The sequence below is a fragment of the Paracoccus sp. UBA889 genome (genome assembly GCA_002294185.1).
Classification (GTDB): Bacteria; Pseudomonadota; Alphaproteobacteria; order Rhodobacterales; family Rhodobacteraceae; genus Paracoccus.
In genome coordinates this window covers 19,113-42,195 of the sequence record DBFD01000016.1, presented here as the reverse complement: position 1 = coordinate 42,195, position 23,083 = coordinate 19,113, and the positions used below count along the sequence as shown (strand labels likewise).

General features: G+C 66.0%; 22 protein-coding genes. 12 read left to right on the top strand and 10 right to left on the bottom strand.

Features of this window, described 5'->3' with window-relative positions:
* The first annotated feature begins 9 nt into the window (after positions 1-9).
* The gene (trxA, locus tag B4L36_RS02025) at positions 10-330 is read left to right on the top strand and encodes a thioredoxin (protein ID WP_292951586.1); all 321 of its coding nucleotides are present in this window, start codon (positions 10-12) and stop codon (positions 328-330) included.
* A gap of 30 nt (positions 331-360) precedes the next feature.
* Here trxA and B4L36_RS02020 read toward each other — a convergent pair whose 3' ends face one another.
* The 3 genes from B4L36_RS02020 to B4L36_RS02010 all read right to left on the bottom strand — a co-directional run bounded on the left by B4L36_RS02020 (position 361) and on the right by B4L36_RS02010 (position 2,643).
* A complete protein-coding gene (locus B4L36_RS02020) occupies positions 361-1,263 on the bottom strand; it encodes a hypothetical protein (RefSeq protein ID WP_292951583.1) in 903 nt (300 codons plus the stop codon).
* Positions 1,264-1,384: 121 nt separating this feature from the next.
* Positions 1,385-1,981 carry a Smr/MutS family protein gene (locus B4L36_RS02015; RefSeq protein ID WP_292951651.1) on the bottom strand — a complete coding sequence of 199 codons (597 nt, stop codon included), beginning with the start codon at positions 1,979-1,981 and terminating at the stop codon, positions 1,385-1,387.
* Positions 1,982-1,983: 2 nt separating this feature from the next.
* Complete coding sequence (locus tag B4L36_RS02010) at positions 1,984-2,643, bottom strand: Tim44/TimA family putative adaptor protein (protein ID WP_292951580.1); 660 nt, start codon at positions 2,641-2,643, stop codon at positions 1,984-1,986.
* Positions 2,644-2,756: 113 nt separating this feature from the next.
* On the opposite strand from B4L36_RS02010, the gene B4L36_RS02005 reads away from it, so the two are divergent.
* The 3 genes from B4L36_RS02005 to B4L36_RS01995 are packed head-to-tail and all read left to right on the top strand — an operon-like array spanning position 2,757 to position 4,529.
* Positions 2,757-3,296 (top strand): FxsA family protein, encoded by a 540-nt coding sequence (locus B4L36_RS02005; RefSeq protein WP_292951577.1) that lies wholly within the window; start codon positions 2,757-2,759, stop codon positions 3,294-3,296.
* A gap of 57 nt (positions 3,297-3,353) precedes the next feature.
* Entirely contained in the window at positions 3,354-3,881 is a 528-nt protein-coding gene (gene secB / locus B4L36_RS02000; protein WP_292951574.1) for a protein-export chaperone SecB, read from the top strand.
* Positions 3,882-3,896: 15 nt separating this feature from the next.
* Entirely contained in the window at positions 3,897-4,529 is a 633-nt protein-coding gene (locus tag B4L36_RS01995) for an HD family hydrolase (protein WP_292951571.1), read from the top strand.
* 55 nt (positions 4,530-4,584) lie between these two features.
* Here B4L36_RS01995 and B4L36_RS01990 read toward each other — a convergent pair whose 3' ends face one another.
* The 3 genes from B4L36_RS01990 to B4L36_RS01980 form a co-directional block, all read right to left on the bottom strand.
* Entirely contained in the window at positions 4,585-4,896 is a 312-nt protein-coding gene (locus B4L36_RS01990; RefSeq protein ID WP_292951569.1) for an H-NS histone family protein, read from the bottom strand.
* Between the two features lie 78 nt (positions 4,897-4,974).
* Positions 4,975-5,529, bottom strand: coding sequence for an ActR/PrrA/RegA family redox response regulator transcription factor (locus tag B4L36_RS01985; RefSeq protein WP_292951566.1), 555 nt, complete (start codon positions 5,527-5,529; stop codon positions 4,975-4,977).
* 67 nt (positions 5,530-5,596) lie between these two features.
* Positions 5,597-6,232: an SCO family protein gene (locus B4L36_RS01980; protein WP_292951563.1), complete on the bottom strand. Its 636-nt coding sequence runs from the start codon at positions 6,230-6,232 to the stop codon at positions 5,597-5,599.
* A 92-nt stretch (positions 6,233-6,324) separates the two neighbouring features.
* Between B4L36_RS01980 and B4L36_RS01975 the strand changes: the two genes are divergently transcribed.
* Positions 6,325-7,650, top strand: a complete 1,326-nt coding sequence (locus B4L36_RS01975) for an ActS/PrrB/RegB family redox-sensitive histidine kinase (protein WP_292951560.1) — start codon at positions 6,325-6,327, stop codon at positions 7,648-7,650.
* A gap of 48 nt (positions 7,651-7,698) precedes the next feature.
* Positions 7,699-9,318 carry a PAS-domain containing protein gene (locus B4L36_RS01970; protein ID WP_292951557.1) on the top strand — a complete coding sequence of 540 codons (1,620 nt, stop codon included), beginning with the start codon at positions 7,699-7,701 and terminating at the stop codon, positions 9,316-9,318.
* A 24-nt stretch (positions 9,319-9,342) separates the two neighbouring features.
* Here the strand turns inward: B4L36_RS01970 and B4L36_RS01965 are convergent, their stop codons facing one another.
* The 3 genes from B4L36_RS01965 to B4L36_RS01955 form a co-directional block, all read right to left on the bottom strand.
* Complete coding sequence (locus B4L36_RS01965) at positions 9,343-14,124, bottom strand: translocation/assembly module TamB domain-containing protein (RefSeq protein ID WP_292951554.1); 4,782 nt, start codon at positions 14,122-14,124, stop codon at positions 9,343-9,345.
* On the bottom strand, positions 14,124-15,983 hold the full coding sequence (locus tag B4L36_RS01960) for an autotransporter assembly complex protein TamA (RefSeq protein ID WP_292951551.1): 1,860 nt from the start codon (positions 15,981-15,983) through the stop codon (positions 14,124-14,126). Before B4L36_RS01960 ends, B4L36_RS01965 begins: the two co-directional genes overlap by 1 nt.
* Positions 15,984-16,095: 112 nt before the next feature.
* Positions 16,096-17,022 (bottom strand): glucokinase, encoded by a 927-nt coding sequence (locus B4L36_RS01955; RefSeq protein WP_292951548.1) that lies wholly within the window; start codon positions 17,020-17,022, stop codon positions 16,096-16,098.
* Positions 17,023-17,311: 289 nt separating this feature from the next.
* Here B4L36_RS01955 and B4L36_RS01950 point away from each other — a divergent pair, with 289 nt between their 5' ends.
* The 5 genes from B4L36_RS01950 (at position 17,312) to B4L36_RS01930 (ending at position 21,021) form a co-directional block, all read left to right on the top strand.
* Entirely contained in the window at positions 17,312-17,743 is a 432-nt protein-coding gene (locus B4L36_RS01950; protein WP_292951545.1) for a hypothetical protein, read from the top strand.
* A gap of 108 nt (positions 17,744-17,851) precedes the next feature.
* A complete protein-coding gene (locus B4L36_RS01945) occupies positions 17,852-18,820 on the top strand; it encodes a TRAP transporter substrate-binding protein (RefSeq protein ID WP_292951542.1) in 969 nt (322 codons plus the stop codon).
* 5 nt (positions 18,821-18,825) lie between these two features.
* Entirely contained in the window at positions 18,826-19,320 is a 495-nt protein-coding gene (locus B4L36_RS01940; RefSeq protein WP_292951539.1) for a TRAP transporter small permease, read from the top strand.
* A complete protein-coding gene (locus B4L36_RS01935; RefSeq protein ID WP_292951536.1) occupies positions 19,313-20,605 on the top strand; it encodes a TRAP transporter large permease in 1,293 nt (430 codons plus the stop codon). The genes B4L36_RS01940 and B4L36_RS01935 overlap by 8 nt, the downstream gene beginning before the upstream one ends.
* A gap of 74 nt (positions 20,606-20,679) precedes the next feature.
* The gene (locus B4L36_RS01930) at positions 20,680-21,021 is read left to right on the top strand and encodes a DUF2853 family protein (protein WP_292951533.1); all 342 of its coding nucleotides are present in this window, start codon (positions 20,680-20,682) and stop codon (positions 21,019-21,021) included.
* Here the strand turns inward: B4L36_RS01930 and B4L36_RS01925 are convergent.
* Complete coding sequence (locus tag B4L36_RS01925) at positions 21,012-21,245, bottom strand: hypothetical protein (RefSeq protein ID WP_292951530.1); 234 nt, start codon at positions 21,243-21,245, stop codon at positions 21,012-21,014. The two genes, B4L36_RS01930 and B4L36_RS01925, sit on opposite strands and share 10 nt — an antisense overlap.
* Before the next feature lie 76 nt (positions 21,246-21,321).
* Here B4L36_RS01925 and B4L36_RS01920 point away from each other — a divergent pair, with 76 nt between their 5' ends.
* Positions 21,322-22,914 (top strand): DUF2125 domain-containing protein, encoded by a 1,593-nt coding sequence (locus B4L36_RS01920; protein ID WP_292951527.1) that lies wholly within the window; start codon positions 21,322-21,324, stop codon positions 22,912-22,914.
* The last annotated feature ends 169 nt before the right edge of the window (positions 22,915-23,083 follow it).

The window sequence follows — 23,083 nt, the reverse complement described above, 5'->3', positions numbered from 1 at the left end:
AGCAAGATCATGGCTACCGTGCCCGTCAATGACAGCGAATTCGACGCCGAAGTGCGTCAGGCCGACACCCCCGTCATCGTGGATTTCTGGGCGGAATGGTGCGGACCCTGCAAGCAGATCGGCCCCGCTCTGGAAGAACTGTCCGAGGAATATGCCGGCAAGCTGAAGGTCGTGAAGGTCAACGTGGACGAAAACCCCGAACAGGCCGCGGCCCTTGGCGTGCGCGGGATTCCCGCGCTGTTCATGTTCAAGGATGGCGAGGTCGTGTCCAACCGCATGGGTGCGGCGCCGAAAGCCGCGCTGAAAAGCTGGATCGACGAATCGGTCTGATCCGGGCCGGACAGAAAGGCGGGGCGGCGGTCATACGGGCCAGCCGCCCTTTTTCATGGCGACAAGCAGCCGGGCATCGGCATCGCTCGCCATCATGTCGAGGCTGCTCTGCCGCAGGAACCAGTCCAGATAGCCCGCATAATCGGGCCGGTGTTCAGGCGCGCGCGACAGGGCCTCGCTGGATCCCAGTTCGGCCACGTTCAGCGCGATGTGATGAAAATCCGACTGGCCGAACAGAACCGCGGGCTTGCCCAGGATATAGCCGTCCATCGCCACGGCGCTGTTCTGCGTCGCGACGAAGGCGCAATCGCGCAAAAGGCGGGCTGTATCGCCGCCGATGGTCAGGTTCGCATGACGCGCGGCAATGGCCTCGAGCGCGGCCCGATCCGCCCCATCATAGGTTTCTTTCGGGTGGAAGGTGGCGATAGCCGGGCGTCCGGTCCGGGCAACGCTCTCGACCATCCGTAGCGGGCTCATGGTCTGGAAGGACCGCTGTTCGTGGATGCGGCCCTGCAGCGCAATCAGGACATGATCGCCTCTCGCCGGCGCGGGCCCCGGCAGGACGCGGTCGCGCAGCCGGCGGGCAAAGTCCCGGGCGATGTCGGGATCGAGCCGGGCTTCGGGAAAGGTCGCCCGCGCCACCGGCCAGCGCCAGCGTTCGGCCTGACGTTCCAGCCGCCAGAACGGATAGTGATAGGCAAGACGGAAGGTCAGGGCTTCCGGATGGGTCGGCCGCTCCATGTGATACAGCGCGAAGCCGGGCCGGTTCGGCGCCTCGGCGCGCGGTCCCTCACCGGACCGGCGGATCCGGACCTGCCAGCCGCGGGATTCCAGCAGCGCCCGCATCCGGTTCAGAAAGCCAAGCTTTCCGGCCCGCGCCATGCGCAGGATCGGCGGATGCAGATAGACGGACAGAAGGCGCTCGTCGGTCATGGCGGCAGGCCAGGGGGTCAGTCCCGACATTTGGCGGGTCGCAGCGATGGTGAATCGTTCGGGTTCCGATGTCCAGATCGATTCCCGCTGAATCCGCTTCGCTGGCAGGCCGGGGCTGAAACTAGCGCAGGACTTTCCGCAGATAGACGTAACAGGCGCCTTCGCCGCCATGGCGGAAATGGGCGGCGCGGATCTGCTGGACCACTGGCGCCAGGGGCGGGCTGTGCAGCCAGTGCGGCACCTGATGGCGCAGCGCGCCCGGTCGGGTCGGCAGGGGTCCGTGATCGCCCCTGCCCTTGCCCGTGATGACAAGAACCAGGCGGCAGCCATTGGCGTGGCACGACAGAATGAAACGTATCAGCGCCGGATGTGCGTCTGCCAGCGTCATGCCGTGAAGATCCAGCCGCGCCTCGGGCCGCAGCTTGCCCTGGGACATGCGACGGTGAAGACCGGCATCCATGCGGATCGGCGCATCGGCCAGTTGCCGGGCGGGGCTTGGCGCCGGCTGGTGCTGCGTGCCGCGCGGCGTGGCGGATTGCCCGATGCGAAAGTCCGGCAACGGGGTGACCGGCGGCTTTGGCGGCGGCAGCGCGCCTTTGCCGGCGGTGGAGGCCGGAGGTTTCGGTTCGGGGCGGTCGCAATGCAGCGGCGTCGCGGTCCGGGCGATGCGCGACCACAACTCTCGCTCTTCCGGCGTCAGGCCCCGGCGCCGCCGCACCATCAGCCGGTCGCGACCAACTGCCAGTTCGGGTCGTTCTGACCCATGCGCCGCGAGAAGGTCCAGATGTCGCGCTGCTTGCGGGGCGCCTTGGGATCTCCCTCGATCACCTTGCCCTCGGCGTCGCGGGTGGCCGCCACCAGTTCGGCCACGAAGCGGACCGAGATTTCGGCCGCGCCGGTCGCGCTGTCGAAATCCGCCCCGTGCAGGGCCGTCTCGCGGGTGCCCAGATACTGCGCCTCGACCGTCTGGCCCTTCGCGGCGCGCTGGTCGATGACGGATTGGAACGCCTCGGCCACCGGCGCGTCCAGAAAGGCGCGCACCTCGGACAGATCGCCCCTCTCGAAGGCCATCAGGATCATCTCGTGGGCCGATTTCGCGCCGTTGAGGAAATCCCGAACGTTGAAGGACGGCTCGGCCGATTTCATCGCCGCAAGCGCATCGGCCTGCGGGCTGCCCGCGTCGGCATGATCGAGGATGTCGTGATCCTCGGCCTCTTCCGCCGTGCCCTCGATCACCTCGAAGCGCCGCCGTGACGGCTCGGGCGTGTCGACCTTGGTCGGCTCGAACCCGTCGCGAGTGCCAAGCACGTTGCGCAACCTGAGAATCAGGAAAATGGCGATCGCGGCCAGGACGATCAGCTGAAGCATCGGGTTGGACATGCGGGTAGGGGCCCCTGTTCTTGGCGATCTGTTGGTATCTGCGCTGTGGGTCATTATGTAGGATGCGAGTCGGCGCAAGTCCAGTTTTTGCGCCTGAATGAAGGGGAATTCGCATGTGGCTTTTCGTTCTGTTCGTGGCCATTCCGCTGATCGAGATCGCACTGTTCATTCAGGTCGGCGGGCTGATCGGATTGTGGCCGACGCTGGGGATCGTGCTGCTGACCGCGGTCGCGGGCACCGCGCTGATGCGAAGCCAGGGCGCGCGGGCCTGGGCCGAGGTGCAGCGTTCCTTTGCCGAACTGCGCGATCCGTCGCGGCCGCTGGCGCATGGCGTGATGATCCTGATGGCGGGGATGCTGCTGCTGACGCCGGGCTTTTTCACCGATACGCTGGGCCTGCTGCTGCTGATTCCGGCGGTGCGCGACATGGTGGTGCACTATCTGGCGCGGCATGTCCGGATCACCCGGACGCGGATGGGCGAGACGCCACAAGATCCGCGACGCCCGCCATATGGCGATGGCGCGATCGACGGCGATTATGTGGTCGAGGACGATCAGCGCCACCCCGCCAGCCGCCGGCCACCCGACCTGCCGCCCGAACCAGGCGACGACCAGCCGCCACGGCGCGGCCATTCGGGCTGGACTCGGCATTGAGGCGGAAGGACGCGCCTGATAGAAGCAGCCGCAAGTCCGAACGTGCGAGGAACGAACATGGCCGACGAGAATAACCAGAACGGTGCCGCCGATGGCGCCGAGGCCGCGGCGCAGCCGCAGGTCCGTATGCAGATCCTGGCCCAGTATATCCGCGATCTGTCCTTCGAGAACGCGGTCGCCACCAAGGGCGCGCCGCAGGGCGAGGTCCAGCCCGAGATGACCGTTCAGGTCAGCCTGGACGCGCGCAAGCGTCAGGCCGATCACCAATACGAGGTGATTTCGAAATTCCGCGTCACCTCGACCAACAAGGGTGACGGCCAGACCATGTTCCTGGTCGAACTGGATTATGGCGGCGTGTTTCATATCGAGAACGTTCCCGAAGACCAGTTGCACCCTTTCCTGATGATCGAATGCCCGCGGATGCTGTTTCCCTTCGTGCGGCGCATCATTTCGGATCTGACGCGCGACGGGGGCTTTCCACCCTTCAACATGGATCCGGTCGATTTCGTGGCGCTGTATCGTCAGGAATTGTCGCGCCGCGCGCAGACGCAGCAGGGCGCGCCGGCCGATCAGAAACTGTCCTGACGGCGGTCTTCGGTCATGCCGCCGCGCCAGCGCCGGGCCTGGCAGCGGATGCTGTCGGGCCGCAGGCTGGATCTGCTGGACCCCACCCCCTTCGACATCGAGATCGAGGACATCGCCCATGGTCTGGCCTTCGTCGCCCGCTGGAATGGCCAGACGCATGGCGACTGGCCCTATTCCGTGGCCGGTCATTCGCTGCTGGTCGAGGATATCTTCTGCCGGCTGGATCCGCGCGCCGATCCCGCCGCGCGGCTGGCCGCGCTGTTGCATGACGCGCCCGAATACGTGATCGGGGACATGATCTCGCCGGTGAAATCGGCGCTTGGCCAGGATTACGGCGCGATGGATGAAAGGCTGACGGCGGCGATCCATCGCCGCTTTGGTCTGCCTGCCAGCCTTCCCGCCGCACTGAAGAAGCGGATCAAGACCGCCGACCGGATTTCGGCCCGACTGGAGGCCGTTCAGATCGCGGGTTTCGACGAGACCGAGGCGCGCAAGCTTTTCCCCGTCCCCGGCGAACAGATACTGACCCGGCTCAAGATCGATCTCAGCCCGCCCGCGAAGGTCCGCGCCGCATTTCTCGAACAATTCTCCGCGATTATGCGGGCGCTGGATCAAACGGGAAACAGCGATGAAAAGGGAAAATATTAACCCTTTTTTAACCTTCAGGGGAAAGACGCAATGAAACGCCCTTCCCCGATTGTTTTCAGATCAGCAGATCTTCCAGTTGCTTGCCGCCCTCAAGGCTTTCCTGAACCCAACGCGGCTTGCGGCCACGACCTGTCCAGGTCATCGTAGGATCCTTGGGATTGACGTATTTCGGGGGCACGGTGCCCGCGCGCCGGGGTTTGCCGCCTGTCAGCTCCGCCAGGTTGAACCCATGTTCGCGCGCGGCTTCTTCGACCGCAGCCAGCGCTTCGCGCCGCTTGCGATCCTCGTAGGAACTGATTGCCCGATCCAGCTTGGCGCGTAGATCGCGCATTTCCTTCAGCGTCATCTTGTCAAAATCAACGTTCATTTCTTCTTCGTCCGTGAGAATATTGGTGAACGAAAAATTAGATTATATTGAGAAAGTTTCAACCCTTCGGTGCGCCTGTCAGCGGGGTCCGCGTTTGGCGAGAATTCGCTGAAGCGTGCGTCGGTGCATATGCAGGCGGCGGGCGGTTTCGCTGACATTCCGGTCACATTGCTCGTAAACGCGCTGAATATGTTCCCAGCGGACCCGATCGGCCGACATCGGATTTTCGGGAGGAGGCGGCAGCAGGTCACCGACAGCCAGCAAAGCCGACGTCACGTCATTTGCGTCGGCGGGCTTTGCGAGATAATCGGTCGCGCCCATTTTCACCGCCGCGACGGCGGTTGCGATGGCACCATACCCGGTCAAGACGATGATCCGCGCATCTTCGCGCGTCTCGCGCAACGATTCGACCACGTCCAGGCCATTGCCGTCTTCGAGGCGCAGATCGATGACCGCGAAGGCCGGCGCCTGTTCACGGATCATCCGCATCGCTTCGCTGACGCTCAGCGCGGTGCGGGTGGCAAAGCCGCGTTTCTCCATGGCGCGGGCCAGCCGCGTCACGAACAATTCATCGTCATCGACCAGCAGCAAGGACGGATCGGCACCAAGCCGGGCAGCGATATCCTCAGCCATCATGTTTCCCTTCTTGCGCGCATCGGCGCGCAGACTGCCCGATGGACGGGCCTGCGGCAAGCGGCTGTCAGGCCGCCACGTCAAGGTTGCAGCCGACGGTTGCGGCGATCTTTTCGGCCGAATCCTCACGCGGGAACAGATCGACCGTCCTGTTTCCCGGCATGACAAGATAGGTATTGCTGGCGTGATCGACCATGTAATCCCGGTCGTTCTTTCCGCCATTCGCCCGGGAATAAATCCGCCAGCCCTTGCTGACGGCCGCGATCTCGGCGTCGCTGCCAGTCAGGCCGATCACTGCGCCGCCAAAGCTGTCGGCAAAGCGGGCCAGCACCTCGGGAGTGTCGCGCCCGGGATCGACGGTGACGAAGATCGATTGCGCATCCCTGCCCTGCGATTTCAGGATGTCCACCGCCTCGGCATTGCGCGCATTGTCCAGCGGGCAGACATCGGGGCAGGAGGTGTAGCCGAAATACAGCAATGTCGGCCTGTCGAAGACCTGCTTGTCCGAAACCCGCGTCCCATCGTCGCGGGTCAGGGTGAATTCGGTGCCCAGGGTGTCCAGCCCACCCGCGCCATCGCCGCCGTCACACCGTGCGATGCGTTCGTCGCTGCCGGACAATGCAAGATAGGCGCCCCCCGCCGCCGCGACGGACAACACGGCGGCAGCCGCGGCGGCAGCCAGGATGATCTTGGCCTCGGTCATGCCGTTTCCTTTCGCCCCATCGGTCATCGCGCGCATTGATCGCGCATTCCCCGACGCGTATCAAGTCGCCGAACGCCGCAGCGAGGCCCCAGATGAGCGCAGATCCGGCCGTGAAAAGCGCCGCCTTCCCGGCCGCCCTTCCGCGCGACCCCGAACCGATCCGCATCCGCACCCTTGCCCTGCTGCGCTGGATCGCCATCGCGGGTCAGCTGGCCGCCGTCATCGTGGCGCATTTCATGAGCATCGGCTTTCCGGTCCTGCCCGTGCTGGTGCTGATCGCCGCGGCGGTCGCGATGAACCTGTGGCTGTCCCTGCGGCCCTTCATGCGCGCCTCGCCCAGCCATGCCATCGTGCAGCTCGGCTTCGATCTGATGCAGAATTCGGCCTTGATGGCGCTGACCGGGGGCATGACCAATCCCTTCGCGCTGCTGGTTCTGGCCCCCGTCACCATCGCCGCGACCTCGCTGAACCTGCGCCAGACGCTGGCGCTGTCGCTGGCCGCGGTGGCGTTGATCTCGGTCGCGGCGATGGTGGCCATTCCGCTGCAGGATGCCGATGGCGGGGTGCTGCGGCTGGCGCCGATCCTGGCGCTTGGGCATTGGGCCGCACTGGTGATCGGGGTGGCCTTCTTCGCGTATTACGCCCACCGCGTCACGGCGGAATTGTCGGCCACGTCGAACGCGCTTTTCGCCACCCAGATGGCACTGGCGCGGGAACAGCGGTTGCAGCATCTGGGCGGGGTCGTCGCGGCGGCGGCCCATGAGATGGGAACCCCGCTGGCGACGATCAAGCTGATCGCCTCGGAACTGGTGGAAGAGTTGAACGACCGTCCCGACCTGCAACAGGACGCGCGCGCCCTGCGCGATTCGGCGGAACGCTGCGGCACCATCCTGCGCAGCATGGGACGGGCCGGAAAGGACGATCTGCACATGCGCAGCGCGCCCTTGCACGCGGTTCTGGAAGATGCCGCCGGACCCCATGCCGATCGCGGCCCGCAACTGGACATCATCGCCGACGGGCCCGAGATTCACCGCGATCCCGCCGTCATCCACGCCCTTCGCAACCTGATCCAGAACGCCGTCGATTTCGCGCAATCCCGTGTCGTGGTCGAGGCCGATCAGGGCGCCCGCCACCTGACGATCACCATCCGCGATGATGGTCCCGGCTATCCGCCGGCCTTGCTGGCGCGCATCGGCGACCCCTATCTTACCAGTCGGCGCGAGGGCCGCCAGCGCGGCGGATACGAGGGCATGGGCCTTGGTCTTTTCATCGCGAAGGCGCTGCTGGAACGGTCCGGGGCAGTGCTGACTTTCGCCAATGGCGGACCCGGCGCCATCGTCACCGTGCGCTGGCCGCTGGATCGCATCCGCGCCGACAGCCGCGTCGCCCTGGGGGACAACCCGCTTCTGTTCGATTGAACAAGTCGGGCATTTTAACTTTTCATTAAGTCAGATCGCCTTACAGTTGTGAAAACGCAATGGGGGCGCGACGACGTGGCTTTCGAGGGATATTGGCTTGTTCTTACCGCTGTTGCGGCCGGGACGATCTCGGTCCTGCTGGCGATCGCGGCGATCCGGTTCTGGGACCGGCTTGCGGCGGGTTCCGGCCGCCGGTCGGGACGCGACCATCTGGAGGGGGCGCTGAAACCCACCATCCTTCTGTTCCGCGGCGGCGCCCTGGTCGATGCGACCGCCCCGGCCCGGACCCTGCTGGATCGGGTCAATGGCCCGGACGATGACTGGACGCGGCTGCGGCAATGGGCCGGGCCGCGCTTTCCCGACGGCATTGCGCGTCTGGACCGGCTGGACGAACTGGGTCGGGTGGAAATGCTGGGTGGAAACGGTGCCGGCAGCGCCGCCCTGCGCCTGACCGCCGAACGCATCGAGGATGCCATGGTCCGTGTCACCATCGTCGATCCGCAGGCGGAACATGCCGGGATCGTCGTCGATTCCATGTCCCAGCAGGCGATGGAGGAAGAGCTTGACCTGCTGCGCAAGTCGCTGGACCAGACGCCGATGCTGGTCTGGCGGCAGGATGCCTGCGACGCGATCACCTGGGCCAATGCCGCCTATCTGCGCCGGGCCGAGGCTCATGCCGGCGGCATGCTCAGCTGGCCATTGCCGCGGCTGCTGGATCCTCCCAAACCTGCTCCGGGCGGCGGGCCCTCCACCCGGCGCGCATCGCTGGAAAGCGACGGGATCATGTCCTGGTATGATTGCCACAGCCATCAGATCGGCGACCAGACGATGATGTTCGCCCTGCCCGCCGATGCCGCCGTCCGGGCCGAGCGCAGCCTTCGCGAATTCGTCCAGACGCTGACCAAGACCTTTGCCGACCTGCCCATCGGACTGGCCATCTTCGACCGCCAGCGGCACCTGCAATTGTTCAACCCGGCGCTGATCGACCTGACCGGGCTGCCGACCGGATTCCTGACCGCGCGGCCGACCCTGTTCGACCTGCTGGATCAGTTGCGCGAATCGCGCATGGTTCCCGAGCCCAAGGATTTCCGCAGCTGGCGCCAGCACATGAACAATCTGGAAAGCGCCGCCGCCACCGGCCACCATGTCGAGACCTGGTCGCTGCCGGGCGGGCAGACCTATCGCGTCACCGGACGGCCGCATCCCGATGGCGCGGTGGCTTTCCTGTTCGAGGACATCACCTCGGAAATCTCGCTGACCCGGAAATTCCGCGCCGATCTGTCGCTGGGCGAAAATGTCATCGACGGGCTGGATGACGGGTTGGCGGCCTTTTCGTCAAGCGGCCAGATCCTGATGACGAACCAGTCTTATCGCCGGATCTGGGGCGGCAGCGCCACCACCCTTGCCGAGGCGCTGAGCGATTGGGAAGGAAGGGTCGAGAACGGTCCGGGCTTTGCCGCCCTGCGCGCCCGGCTGACGGCAGGGTCGGAAACCTCGCGCGACACCGGCCTGATTACCGGACCGGATGGCGCGCTGCTGGATTGGCGGGTCACCCGGATCGGCGGCGCGCGGCAATTGCTGCGCTTCCGCCGGGCCGAGATCGCCGCCACGACACCCGGTCAGGACGGGGCCGCCCCGCTTCTGACCCGGGCCGTGGGCGCGGATTAGGCACCGCCCGCGCGGCCTCCGTCCTCAGTAGTCGCGCTCGAAATAGATGCCCAGCGTGCTCTGACCTTCGCTGTCCACCGAACCGCGCGCGGTCAGGCTTTCGGTCACGTCCAGGTTGAGGTTGATCGTGCTCTTGCCGTTATTGCCGACGGCCACGTCGGTATAAAGATTTTCGCTGAGATACTTGCCCGCACGGACCTGCACATTTCCCTCGGCGTCGGTCTGAAGGTCCAGATCGTCCAGGCCGAACTGGTTGCGCAGATTGCCGACGATTCCTTCGCCGCCGCGCCCGGCCAGCACCGCGATCGCATTGGCAAGCTGGGCGGCCTGAAGCGGACTGATATTGTCCAGGCCCCGGCCGAACAGCAACTGCGACAGGACCTCTTCCTCGGGCAATTCGGGCGAGGATTCGAAGGTGATCTCGGGATCGCGCGCCTCGCCATCGATGATGACCCGGGTCGTGATCCCGTTCTGCGAGGTTTCGGCCACCAGCCGGATCACCGGCACCAGGCTGCCCTGCAATTCGACCAGCCCCTCGGCCAGATCGAACCGCTTGCCCAGCAGATCGACCCGGCCCCGGATCAGTTCCAGCTGACCGATGGGGATCACGTTGCGCGTGGTTCCCGTGACCCGCAGCGCGCCACCCATTTCGGCATCGACGCCGCGGCCGCGGATGAAGATCTGGTTCGGCGCATTGATCTGCAGGTCCAGCCGCGGCGGATTGGCCGGCGGGGTCGAGGGCGGGCCGGCCATGCCGGCATCGCGCGACGCCTGGCTGGGATAATCCTCCAGCCCGGCCTTGGCCCGGGTGCCGCGAACCGGCGGACGCTCTGCACCGACATGCTGGATATCCGGAATGGCCTTTGCCCCGCCGAGTCCGGTCGAGGGGATTCGGATCTCGGTCGCGCCGACATTGACGGTGCCGGCGATCAGCGGGCCCGAGGCCATGTTGCCGCTCATCGTCAATTGCCCGTTCAGTTGCGTCTCGTAGAGGTTCGGATCGCGCGCGACCAGATTGTCCAGCACGATGGTCAGATCCAGATTGCCCGCCTGCAGATCGACCGGTCCGGAAACGGCCAGCGATCCGCCCGCCGCGACGCCGCTCCGCGCATCTACCAGGATGCGGCCGTTCCGAAGATCGGCGGTGACGTTCAATCCCTGCAGACGCACGCCCAGGCCGGGATCGGCCAGTTCACCGCCGCTGAGCTGGATGCGGCCGCTGACCGCGTTCAGCGATGGCGGACCGTTCACACTGACATCGACGCTGACCGGCCCCTCGATGCTGCGCGTGCGAATGAAGCTGTTGGCGATCGAGGCGTTGGTGTTGCCGGAAATGTCCAGGTTCGTGTCCGAGAAATTCCGCGCCGCCGAACCCGAGATTTGCAGCCGCGTGTCCCCCGGCGCGACGACGGCCAGATCGACCGCGAAATCCTGACCCGATTCGCGGATCGTGCCGTCCACGCTCAGCGCGCCGGGCAATTCGCGCAGGACCAGTCCCAGATCGGTCAGCCGGGCCGAGACGTTCATGCCGCTGGCGGTGTCGCCATCGGCATCGACCCGCAACTGCGGATTGCGGACCTGAAGGCGCTGGAAGGACAGGCCCGACGCCGATTGCGTCGCCGCCACGTCGAAGCCGGTCTGGCCGCGCAGGATCGGATCGATCCGGTCCTGCCCGATAGCCAGCCCGTTCGCGCGGCCGGTCGCGGTGATCCGGCGCAGGCCGTTTTCTTCGACCAGACTTGCATCGGCGCTCAGCGAGCCGCGGATCCCATTGCCCAGAAAGCGCAGGTCGGCGGCGTTCAACTGCGCAGAGATGTCGGTCTTGCCGCCGCCAAGGGTGCCGGTCGCATTCGCGCTGAGGCGGGGATTTTCCAGCTGTGCCTGATCGATGGTGAAGACACCGTCGCGTTCGACAGCCATCACCGACAGCCGGGTCTCGCCGGCCAGCGCGCCATCGACCTGCGCCTGCCCGAAGGACAGATCCTGCCCGCTGCCGCGCACCGCCAGCCGCCGCGCGCCATCGCCGCTTTCACGGAAGGTCCCGTCCAGGGTCATCGTGCCGCGCCAGCCGGGGCCGAACGAGGCCAGCGACGCGATCTGCGCGGAGGCCGTCAGGTCGGTCACGCCCTTGCCATAGACGCCGCTTGCGGTGGCCGAAAGCTGCGGGTTCGAAATCCGCACGTCCCGCAACGTGACCGTGCCCTTGTCCTCTTCGGCCTTGACGGCAAGCCGGGTCTCTCCCCGGAAGGCGCCGTCCACCTGCGGCTGGCCGATGGCCAGATCGCGGGCGGTGCCGGTCAGATCCAGGCGCCGGATGCCGTCCTGGCGCTGCACCAGCATCGCATCGGCGTTCAGCGATCCGCCCCAATCCGGCCCGAACGGCGCCAGCGAAGCGATGTCAAGCCGGGCCGTCAGATCGGTTTCGCCCTGACCATAGGTGCCGCGGGCCGTCGCGTTCAACTGGTCATTCACCAGTCGCAGGTCGCGCAGGGTGATCAGGCCGTCCTTTTCCTCGGCCTTGACCACCAGATCGGTGATGCCGGTCAGCGCCTCGTTGCCATTGGCAAGCCCGAGGCTGAGATCCTGGCCTTTTCCGGTCAGATCCAGAAAGCGCGTGCCGTCCCGTTCCGTCAGGCTGGCCCGGGCGGTAAAGCCGCCGCGCCAATCAGAGCGCAGCGCCGACAGATCGGGCAGTTCGAAGGTCGCCGTCGCGTCCAGCGCGCCCGTCACGAAGCTTCCCTTGGCCTTGGCATCCAGTTGCGGGTTTGACAATTGCAGCGTCTCGACCTGATAGCCGCCATCCTGTTCGGCCGCGATGATGGCCAGGCTGGTGCGCCCCTGAAGGGCTCCGTCCAGCGCCGCGATCCCGATCTTCAGATCGTTCGCCTCGCCACTGACCGACAACCGCCGCGCCCCGGCGGCGCCGGTCAGATTGGCCTCGGCCTGCAGCGCGCCCGAGAAGTTGGGATCGGCGTCCTGCAACGAAGGCATCGAGATCGTCGCCTTCACGTCGCTGGACAGGCTGTTCAGATAGCCCTGCGCCTGCGCGGTCAGCCGCTGGGCGTTGATATCGAAACGGCTCAGTTCGATCCCGGTCTGGTCGCGCCGCGCCGCCAGCCTGATCCGCGACTGGCCGGCAAGCAGCCGATCCACCTGCGGCTGGTCCAGCGCGATATTCTGTCCGGTGGCTTCGGCGTCGATGTCGAAACCCTTGGTCAGGACGTTGTAGTAGCCGGTCACCGATGCGTTCGCGCTGCCCTTGATCGACCGGTTCGCGATGACCGACAGCCGCGCGAGATCGTCATAGCGCGCCTCGGCATCGGCCGAGATCAGGAAGCCGCTGGACAGGCCGGAGACCAGGAAATATCCCGACAGGCCGTAATCCGCGCCGTTCACCGTAACCTCGGACAATTCGACGGCATTTCCGGGCGTGAAATCGAACTGGGCCGATCCGTCCAGCTGCGTCCCGATAGCCTCGGCCAGACCGCGATCGGCAAAGTCCATCCGCTGTCCGCCAAAGCCGATCCTGCCCGACACGTTGGACAGCGCGCCATTATCCAGCACCACCGCGCCCGCCCCGTCCAGCGTCAGCGCGCCGATCGTGACCTGGCCCTGATCCAGCTGGCCGACGCGGCCGGTCAGGGTCCAGCCCTGTCCCTCGGCCGAATCGTATTGCAGTTCCAGCCGTCCCGACTCCACTGTCGTGTCCTGCGCGAAAGGCAGCGCGACGGGAACCTGCGACGCATTGGCGTCACGGCCCAGCGTGATCAGAAGCTGCGCGGTTTCCGGCGCATTCTTGGCATTCAGCGAAAGCCGACCGTCGATCCCAAGCGCATCGGTGGCCAGTTTGAGCACCGGCAGGTTCAGCCGCCCGTCGTCGCCGCGCCAGCCTTCGGCCGTCAATTGCGTTCCGGTTCCGAAAAATGCACGATCCTCGGGCGGCAGCAGGGTGGCGATGTCGCCGCCAAGCTGGACGCGGAAATTCGTGCCGGGGCTGCCATCGGGCCCTGCCCCCGCATTCGCCCCCACCGATCCGGTGACACGCTGCTGGCCGTCCGTCGCCAGACGGATGTCGGCCATGAAATCCTTGATCTCGCCTTCGCCGCTGATCTGCGCCGTGACCGAGGGCTTGTCATAGAGGTTGACGAGGTTCACCAGCAGGCCGTCGGCCGCCTCGTCCAGGCCCAGATTGACGCGCAGGACCTTGGTTCCGTTCGAATAGCCCGCATCCAGCACGAACTGGCCGCGCGGCCCGTCCAGACGGTCGATGGTCAGTTTGGCCGCGCCCTCGCCGCCGGCAAGGCTCATGCTGCCGTCGATGGAGATCGCCGCCTCGACGCCGATCACCGGCTGGCCCAATTCGACGCGGCCGGCGCGGATTTCCTTGATCTCGACGCCGACCGGCAGTTCGGGCAGCGCGAATTCCGTGGTCTCGGCCTTGGGCGCCGCCGCCCCGCCCGCGCCCGGCAGGCGCGGCAGGCTGATGCGTTCGGCCGACAATTCGGCGATATCGACCCGGCCGCGCAACAGCGCCGAGCGGTTCCACTGGATGGCGCCGTTCTCAAGCGTCAGCCAGACGCCATCTGCGTCCGCAATGGTCATCTGGGTGAAGGTCGCGCGCGAGGACAGCGCCCCCTGAAACCCGTCGATCGAGATGCGGCGCCCCTGACCCGACAGGTTCCGCTCCAGCAGCCGGGTGATGAAGCCCTTGTCGTCCGAGACCTCGGCCGAGATGTCGGCCGCGCTTTGCGCATGGGCCGCCAGCGGCAGGAACATCGCGAGAAGAAGAATCCAGATCGTGCGCATCAGAATGCCTGCCCCAGCCCCAGATAGACCTGAACGCCGTTGCCGGTCTTGCCCGAGACCGGCGCGGCGATGTCGAATCGCAGCGGCCCGATCGGCGTCTTGTATCGCACCCCGATGCCGGCGCCGGCATGATCGCCGCTGTCGCCGCCAAAGGAACCTTCGGACCAGACGCGGCCGTAATCGGCAAAGGCGACCAGTCCGATCCGCTCGCGGACCTGGAACCGCATTTCGGCGTTCAGCGTCGCGACGCTCATGCCGCCGGTCATGATCGGGCCGTCCGGGCTGGGAATCACTTCGACGCCCAGCGATTGATAGGGCTGGCCGCGCACGGTTCCGCCGCCGCCCGAAAAGAACAGATAGTCGCGCGGCGTGTTCCGGATATCGCTGCCCAGCACGCTGCCCAGCCGGGCGCGGCCGGCCAGCGTGAACCTGTCATCCTGGCCCAGCGAATAGAAACCGCGCGCCTCGCCCAGCAAGCGGACACCGTCATCGGTGCCGCCGAAGCCCTTGAAGGGCGCGGCATCGGCGCTGAGATAATAGCCCTTCCTGGCGTCGGTCGGTTCGTCGCGCTGGTCCCATGTCACGTTCAGCGGGAAAGCGAGAACCTTGAAATCCCGTTGCCCGTTGGCGTCGAACACGCGCGAGAACTGGTATTCGACGGCCAGGTTGGTGGTCAGCCGGTCGCTGAAGATACGGTTGAAGCCCAGCCCGACCGAAGCCGAATCGGAATCGTAATCCTCTTCGCGCATCCGGGCCAGCCGGGTTTCGACATAGGCGGTGGTATCCGGCGTGATCGTCGCCGGACGGTCGAGACGGAAGGTCAGGTCCTCGTCGCGCCCGCTGGTCTTCGAGCCGATATCCTTGACCTTGCCTTCGATCCGCAACCGCTCGCCCCCGCCCAGCAGGTTGCGGTGCATCCAGTAGGCCGAAACCATCGCACCATCGGTGTTCGAGATTTCGAATCCCGCCCCGATCCGGCGCAGTTTCTGTTCCACCACGGTCAGGTTCACATCCATGCTGTTGTCCGGCCCAAGCTGGTCGGCCTCTTCCAGCGTGATCGCCGAGAAGACGCCAGTGCGGCGCAGCCGCTTGCGAACCGTCTCGATATCGTCGGGATCGAAGGGCTGACCTTCGGGCAGGCCCGCGATCTTGCGCAGGCGGCGCGGCTTCATCCGCTCGTAGCCCGTCATGTTCAGCCTGCCGAACGTGACCGCCGGGCCGGGATTCAGCCCGATTCGGCTGTCCACGGTATTCTGGTCGTGATCGGCGACGATGCTCTGGCTGCCGACATCGGCCTTGGCGTGGCCGTCATTGCGCCAGCCATCCACGCCCGCCGCGGCGGCCGCCTTGATCGTGCCGGTGCCCGCGGTCTCACCCACGGCATATTCGCCCGGAATGTCGGATCCGGGCGCGACAGGCGCGATCTGGGCGCGCGAGAACTTGAAGCCGGGACCGGGATCGACGCGGATCACGACCTTGCGCACGACCCGGGGCGCATCCAGCGGCGCGACCTCGGCCGCCTCGACGCCGTCCAGCGTGATGTTGATGACCGGAGAATAGAACCCCTTGTCATAGAGCAGGCCCAGGATCCGGGCATAATCGGCGCGGGCCGCGGCGAAGACGTCCTGCCCGGTGGTGCGATCCTCGTCCAGCGCGCCCTTGATGAGCGAACTGTTGCGAATTTCGCGATCCAGCCCGTCCTGGTTGCCGGCGACCGTGATTTGCAGATCGACCGGACCTTCGGATTGGCTGCCGCGGCCGAACAGGCCCGAGAACGGGGACGAGGATTGGCCAAGCGCCATTCCCCCGAAACCCAGTGCCGTGAAGACGACAAGTGCCGCCCGCAGATATGCCCGCATCGTCCTGCCCTGCAATTCTTGCTTTTGGCGATTTGAGCAGGATTGCGCCGCGGAATCCAGCAATTCCTGCGAAAAGGGGGGCCGCGTTAACCTTTTTTGGCGCATCGTGGCGTCAGGACAATGCGGCCAGGCATCCCTGAAGCGCGGCCATGTCGTCACGGATCAGGAAGATCGGCGTGTTTTCGGGAATATGGCGCATGAAGGGCTGGGACAGCAGCCCGGTGCTGAAGCGGTCTATCCGGTCGGCGATGCTGCGCCCGACGCTGCCGGCCAGATACAGGCCCTCCAGCGGCATGAAATGCAGCGTCAGTTCGCGGCACATCAGGCCGACCATCTCGGCGAACAGATCATAGGTCGCGACGGCCTGCGGATCGCCGGCCTCTGCCGCCCTGGCGATCCTTTCGCCGGGAACCGGATCGGTGCCGGTGCGGGCGGCGTGGAACCGTGACAGGCCACGGCCGGAAAAGGTTTCCTCGGTCGAGGTGAAGGCGCGGGCGGCCTCGGCGCCGACGGTTTCGGACAGGCGCTGCCAGATGTTGGCGGGCAGGTGGGTGTGCCCTTCTTCGGCCTCCATCGCGGTGATCGCGCCACCGGGCAGCGCGCGGACGGCGCAGACGTTGAAGCCGGTCCCAAGCCCCACGACCAGCGCCTGACCGTTGCGGGCGCGATCCTCGGGCGCCTCGCGCAGGACCGCCAGCCCGTCGCCCGACAGCGACGGCGTGGCATAGCCAAGCGCGGTCAGATCGTTGATCAGCCGCACATGATCCGCATCGGTCAGCCGGGCAAGGCGGTGTTCGTCGAAATCCCAGTCACGGTTCGTCAGGCTGGCCTTGCCGCCGCTGACCGGCCCCGCCACCGCGATACAGACCGAGGTGATGCGCGGCTGGTCCTGGTCCTTCTGAAAGCGCCGCACGACATCGTCGAAACTGGCGAAATCGTCGCCGCGAAAGCGGGTCACGGTGTTATCGTCGATGACCCCGTTTCGCGCGATGGCAAGCCGGGCATTGGTGCCGCCGACATCCCCCAGAAGCATCGCCATTCCGTTACTCCTCGCCCTGCATTTTCTGCCGTTCCCCATCCTTAGGCGAGATCCGGGAAAGTTGCGAGAGGGCGAAGGCCATGGACGCGCCGGACCCTGTTCCGGCCGCCGCCGACGGGGTTTGCGCCACGAATCCGGCCATCGCGACCGGCGGCCCAGACGCCGCGCGGGGCAGGGGTCTTGCCGGCCGCCAGAAGCGGCGTTGTCCGGGGCCGGAATCGCCGCAGGGGAACAAACCCCCGAAATCGCGCGTTTCAGCATCAGAAAACGCAAGGAAAGGCCCGAACCGATGATCCGCTCTGCAAACCGCATCGCCCGCCTGACAATGGCCGGCAGCGTCGTTCTGCTGACGGCCCTGCCCGGACTTTCGGCAATCCGTTCCGATCAGCCAATCCAGGGGTGGCCCGCCATGGAGGGCGTGGACATCGCGACCCTTCTGAACCAGGCGCAGAGCCTTCCGACCTCGGATATGGCGGTCGGTGATCAGCCCTATTGCGCGGTGAACGACGAGATCAGCTCTACTCTGAAGCATGATTTCAACGAAGCCCCCGTCGATGTCAGCCGGCGTGACGGGACCGAATTGTGGGGCTCGGACCAGATGGGAACCTGGACGCTGGTCGCCACGCGGCCCGATGATACAAGCTGCATCATCGCCTCGGGGATCGGCTATGACGATCGCAAGGCGGCCGAGGTCTATTACACGACCGCCGGCCTGCGCTGACGGCGAGGCTTGATCCTCCGCGCCATTTCAGGCTTTTCTTGCGGCCGGAACCGCGATTGCGCATGGCCTTCGGGTCATGCAGGATCGCGCCGCAAGAGGGAGGATCTCATGAAACACATCTGCACCGCCGCGCTTTTGGGCGCGGTCTTCGCCACGCCCGCCGCCGCCAGAGAGGTGAAGATCGGCTATGCGCTGGCCGAGGACAGCCATTACGGCGTCGCGGCCAAGGCCTTCGAGAAATCGGTCACCGACCAGTTGGGCGATGCTTTCACCTTCAAGGATTTTCCCTCGTCGGGACTTGGCGGCGAACGCGAAGTGGTCGAGGGTGTGCAGCTTGGCACGGTGGACATGACCATCGTGTCGACCGGAACGCTGTCGAATTTCGTGCCCGAAGTGGGCGTCTTCGACGTGCCGTTCCTGTTCAGCAGTCTCGATCATGCGCGCCGCGTCCTGGACGGCGAGATCGGGCAGGAAATGCTGGCCAGGTTCGACGAGGCCGGGCTGCACGCGCTGGCCTGGGGCGAGCAGGGCTTTCGCCATATCACGAATAATCGGGGACCCATCACCACCCCCGCCGATGCCAAGGGGCTGAAGATCCGCACGATGGAAAACCCGGTCCATATCAAGGCGTTCGAGGCGCTTGGCGCCGCGCCCACGCCGATGGCCTGGCCCGAGGTGATCGGGGCGCTGCAACAGGGCGCCATCGACGGCCAGGAAAATCCGCTTTCGGTGATCGTTTCGGCCAAGCTGAACGAGGTGCAGAAATACCTGACGCTGGACGGCCACGTCTATTCTCCCGCCGTCATCCTGATTTCCCCCGCGCTGTGGAACAGTCTCGACGACAGCCAGAAGGCCGCTTTCGACAAGGCCGCCAAGGATGCGGTCACGGCGATGCGGGCCTATGTCGATGAGGTCGAGGCTTCGGGTGTCGAGACACTGAAACAGGCCGGAATGCAGGTCAACGAATTGACGCCCGACCAGAAGGCCGCCTTCCGCGCCGCGCTGGAAGGCCCCTACAAGGACTACGAGGCGCAGTTCGGCAAGGATCTGATGGACCGCATCCAGGCCGAACAATAGGGCCGATGCGCCGGCTGGAACGCCTGTTCGTGGTGCTGAACGGCACCGTCGTCATCGCCGGCCTCGCGGTGATGGCGGCGGTCGTCGGCGCGAATGTGGCCGGGCGCTACCTGCTGGGATTCTCGCTGACATGGTCGGACGAGGTCGCGCGCTACACGATGATCTGGCTGACCTTCCTTGGTGCCGGGCTGGCCCTGCGCGAGGGTGCCCATGTCGCCATCGCCAATGCGCAAGAGGCACTGCCCGGCCCCGCGCAGCGCGCGCTCCGCTGGGCCATCCTTCTGATCCTGTTCGCTTTCTTCGGTTTCATGGTCTGGGTTGGCATCGACTACATGAATCGCATGGCGATCCAGAAATCCGCCGCGCTTCGATTGCCGATGTACTGGGTCTATGCCGCGATGCCCGCCGGCTTCGCGCTGATGATGGTGCATCTGGCGCTGATCGCCCCGCGATACCTGCAGGCGGGTTTCAACGCCACCGACGAGGCCGCGCGTGGTTGAGATCCTGGTCGCCGCCTTCCTGATCCTGATGATCCTCGGCGTGCCGGTGGCCTTCGCGCTGGCGATGGCGGCCTTTGCGGCGGTGTCGCTGGCGGGCAGCTATCCGCTGGTGGTCGTCGTCAAGGAGATGTTCACCGGCCTCGACAGCTTTCCCCTGCTGGCCGTGCCCTTCTTCATCCTGGCAGCCGAAATCATGTCGGCGGGTGCGATTTCCGCCATGCTGCTGCGCTTTGCCGCGCAATTCGTGGGCCATCTGCGGGGTGGGCTGGGCTATGCCAATGTCCTGACCTCGACCCTGTTCGCGGGAATTTCAGGCTCGGCGCTGGCGGATGCGGCGGGGCCGGGGGCGATGATGGTGCGGATGATGGAGAAGGGCGGCTACAGCCGCGCCTATGCCGGGGCGCTGACCATCGCCACATCGGTCGTCGGCCCGATCATCCCGCCCTCGATCACGATGATCATCTATGCGCTGCAGGACCGCAACGTGTCGGTGGGGTCGCTGTTCATGGCCGGGATCCTGCCGGGGCTGCTGATTTCCGCCGCGATGGCCGGGGTGAACTGGTGGATCAGCCGCAAGCGCGGCTATCGCAGCGCCGAACCGCGTCCGCCCGTCCTGCAGATGATCCGCAACACCGTCGCCGCGCTGCCGGCGCTGGCTCTGGTGGTGCTGATCGTGGGCGGCATCCGCGGCGGTGTGTTCACGCCGACCGAGGCATCCGTCATCGCCGTCGTCTATGCGATCCTCGTCAGCGCCGTGATCTATCGCGGCTTCACATTCGCGGATCTCTGGGGGGCGTTCTGGCGGGCCGGGATCATGTCGGTCGCGGTGCTGATGATCCTTGCCGGCGCGCGCGCCTTTGCCTGGGTGCTGATCATCGAGGGCGTGCCGCAGGCGATGGCCGACGCGGTGATCGCGATGAACCTGTCGCCCGTCGCCTTTCTGCTGATGGTCAACCTGCTTCTGCTGGTCTTCGGCATGTTCATGGACCCGCTGCCGGGGGTGATGATCCTTGTGCCGATCCTGGCACCCATCGCCAACAGCCTCGGCATCGCCGCCGATCACTTCGCGATCATCGTGATCGTCAACCTGACCTTCGGACTGATCACGCCCCCGGTCGGCGGCCTGATCTTCGTCGTTGCCTCGGCCACCAACCAGCGCCCCTCGGCGCTGATCCGCGAATTGCCGCCCTTCTTTCTGGCCGCGCTGGTGGTTCTGGCGATCCTGACCTTCGTGCCCGGCCTTTCGACCTGGCTGCCCGCCATCAGCGGCTTCTCGCGCGGCTAGGGGCGGAATTTGTTGATAAATGTCAGACCTCGCCGCATCCTGCCCCGGTCCGATACGAAAACCCGGAGGGAGAGATGAGCAAGCGTGACGAACTGATCGGGAAATATGCCGGCGACATCCGCGACAAGCTGGGGGTCGAACCCGACATGGACCTGCTGCGCAAGGTGACGATCGGCTGCGGTCCGTCGATCTACAACAACGACGCCGAAACCGTCGCGGCCAGCGACGAGGCCGAACTGGACCGGATCCGAAAGAACTATCTGATGAAAAAGCTGGGGCTTCCCGACGGTCCGGCACTGATGGAAGGCGTCCACGCGGTGATCGACAGATACGGCCGGTCGAACCGCAGCAAATACCGCGCGGTCGTCTATTACCTGCTGTGCCAGCACTTCAAGAAACAATCGGTCTATGCCTGAACCGAGGCCATCCGCCTGATCGCGGCGGCATGGGCGGCCGATGCCGCAGGGCCATCGGCCGCCAGTGCGGTCGCGGCCCCAACCGGCGCCCGGCAATCGGACGCGGCCAGATTGTCGAGGCGGGCGGTCAGATCGCGCAACATCGCCTCGGCCAGGGAATTGGGCGGGGCGGGGCGGTCAAGGGTCAGGATGGCCGGACCGTCGCGCGTCTCGCGGCGGATCACGGAATGTTCCCTTTCCCTCCGCGGGAGGCTGTGTCAGACAGTTTCGCAAAGAATTTCGTGTCGAAAGGTATCCGTCATGATCCGTTTGCTTGCCACCTCGGCCGTGGCGCTGATCGCGGGGGCCGCGCCGGTCCTGGCCGAACTGACGCCGGCGCAGGTCTGGGACAGTCTCGAAAGCTATTACACCGCGATGGGTTACAAGGTCGAGGTGGGCCAGCGCGACGAATCCGGCGACACGCTGACCGTTTCGGACATCACGCTTTCGCCGCCGGCGGCGGACACGGCCAGCACGACGACGATCACCGTGCCGAAGATGATCCTGCAGCAGACCGGCGATGCCAAGGTCCGCACGATGATCGAGGGCGATACGCTGATCGATTCGATCACCACCCCGCCCGAGGGCGAGCCGGTCGAGTTCGATGCCACCGTGTCGCTGCCCGACAACGAGATGATCAGTTCAGGCACGCCCGACGCGATGACCCACGAGGTCGTCTATCCGCAGATCAAGGTTGCGGCGACCTTCACCGGCGGCGCGGCGCAGGACGGCAAGGCACCCTTGACGATCCTGCTGAACGACGTGAAGGGCCGCCAGCAGAACCAGGACGGCACGGCCGGCCGGATCACCTATGATCTCAGCGCCGCCGGCGTGGACATCGCCCTCAGCGCGAAAGAGCCTGTGCAGCAGGACGGCTCGGGCGGGACCGGACAGATCGACGCCAGCGGCAATGTCACGGATCTGACCGCAAGCGGCTGGATGCAGATGCCGTCGGACGCGCCCTCGGAACCGCAGGCGCTGAACAGCGCGCTGGCATCCGGGATGGCGCTGGACGGAACCCTGACGATGGGAAGGGTTTCGGGCGAGTTCGTCTTTTCCGGTCAGGACGAGGACGGCCAGCCGCAAGACGGCAAGGCCAGCTATGCCGCCGGCCCCAGCAGCATGGCGTTCTCGATGTCGAAGGACGGGCTGGGCTATGAAGGCTCGGGCAAGAACAGCGCGGTCGAGATGACCCTCGGCTCGCTTCCCTTCCCGATCACCTATGCCGTCGCCGAGACCTCGGCCAAGATGATGCTGCCGGTGACCGCTTCGGACCAGCCGCAGCCCTTCACGCTTGCCTACAGCCTCAGCGGGCTGACGATGGGCGATGCGATCTGGGGCCTGTTCGATCCGCAGGCCAAGCTGCCCCGCGACCCGGCCAGTCTGACCGTGGATCTGTCGGGCAATGCGCTGGTCGGCAGGGACCTGCTGGATCCGGCGCTGGCCGAGAAGATGCAGCGCGAACAGGATCCTGCGGCCAGTGGCGATCTCGCCGCCGGGAACCCGGCCGATCAGCCCGCAGGCCCCGACATGCCCTTCGCGCCGCAGGATCTGACGATCAACAGGATTGCGCTGGATGCGGTGGGGGCCAAGGCCGATCTGACCGGCCAGCTTGCCTTCGGCGATACGCCCAACGAGCCGGTCGGCAAGATCCAGGGCAGCTTCACGGGCCTGAACACCCTGCTGGAGACATTGTCGGCCATGGGCCTGCTGCCGCAGGAACAGCTGATGGCGACGCGGATGATGCTGGCCATGTTCGCCCGCCCCTCGGACAGCGATCCCGAGACGATGACGACCGAGATCGAATTCCGCGAGGGCGGGTCGATCTTTGCCAATGGCCAGCAGGTGAAATAGGCCGCAAGGCAAGCCGGGTCGGGGCAGGGTTGTCCCGACCGTCTCGCGCCATGGCGCGCATCACCGACCGCGCATCGACGCCCGCCCGGAATCGGGATGCGGCAGGCTGACCGGGCCGCGCCCGCTGGCGTCCGTGCCCCGGTTTCGCGGCGCAGTCCGGCCGCGGATC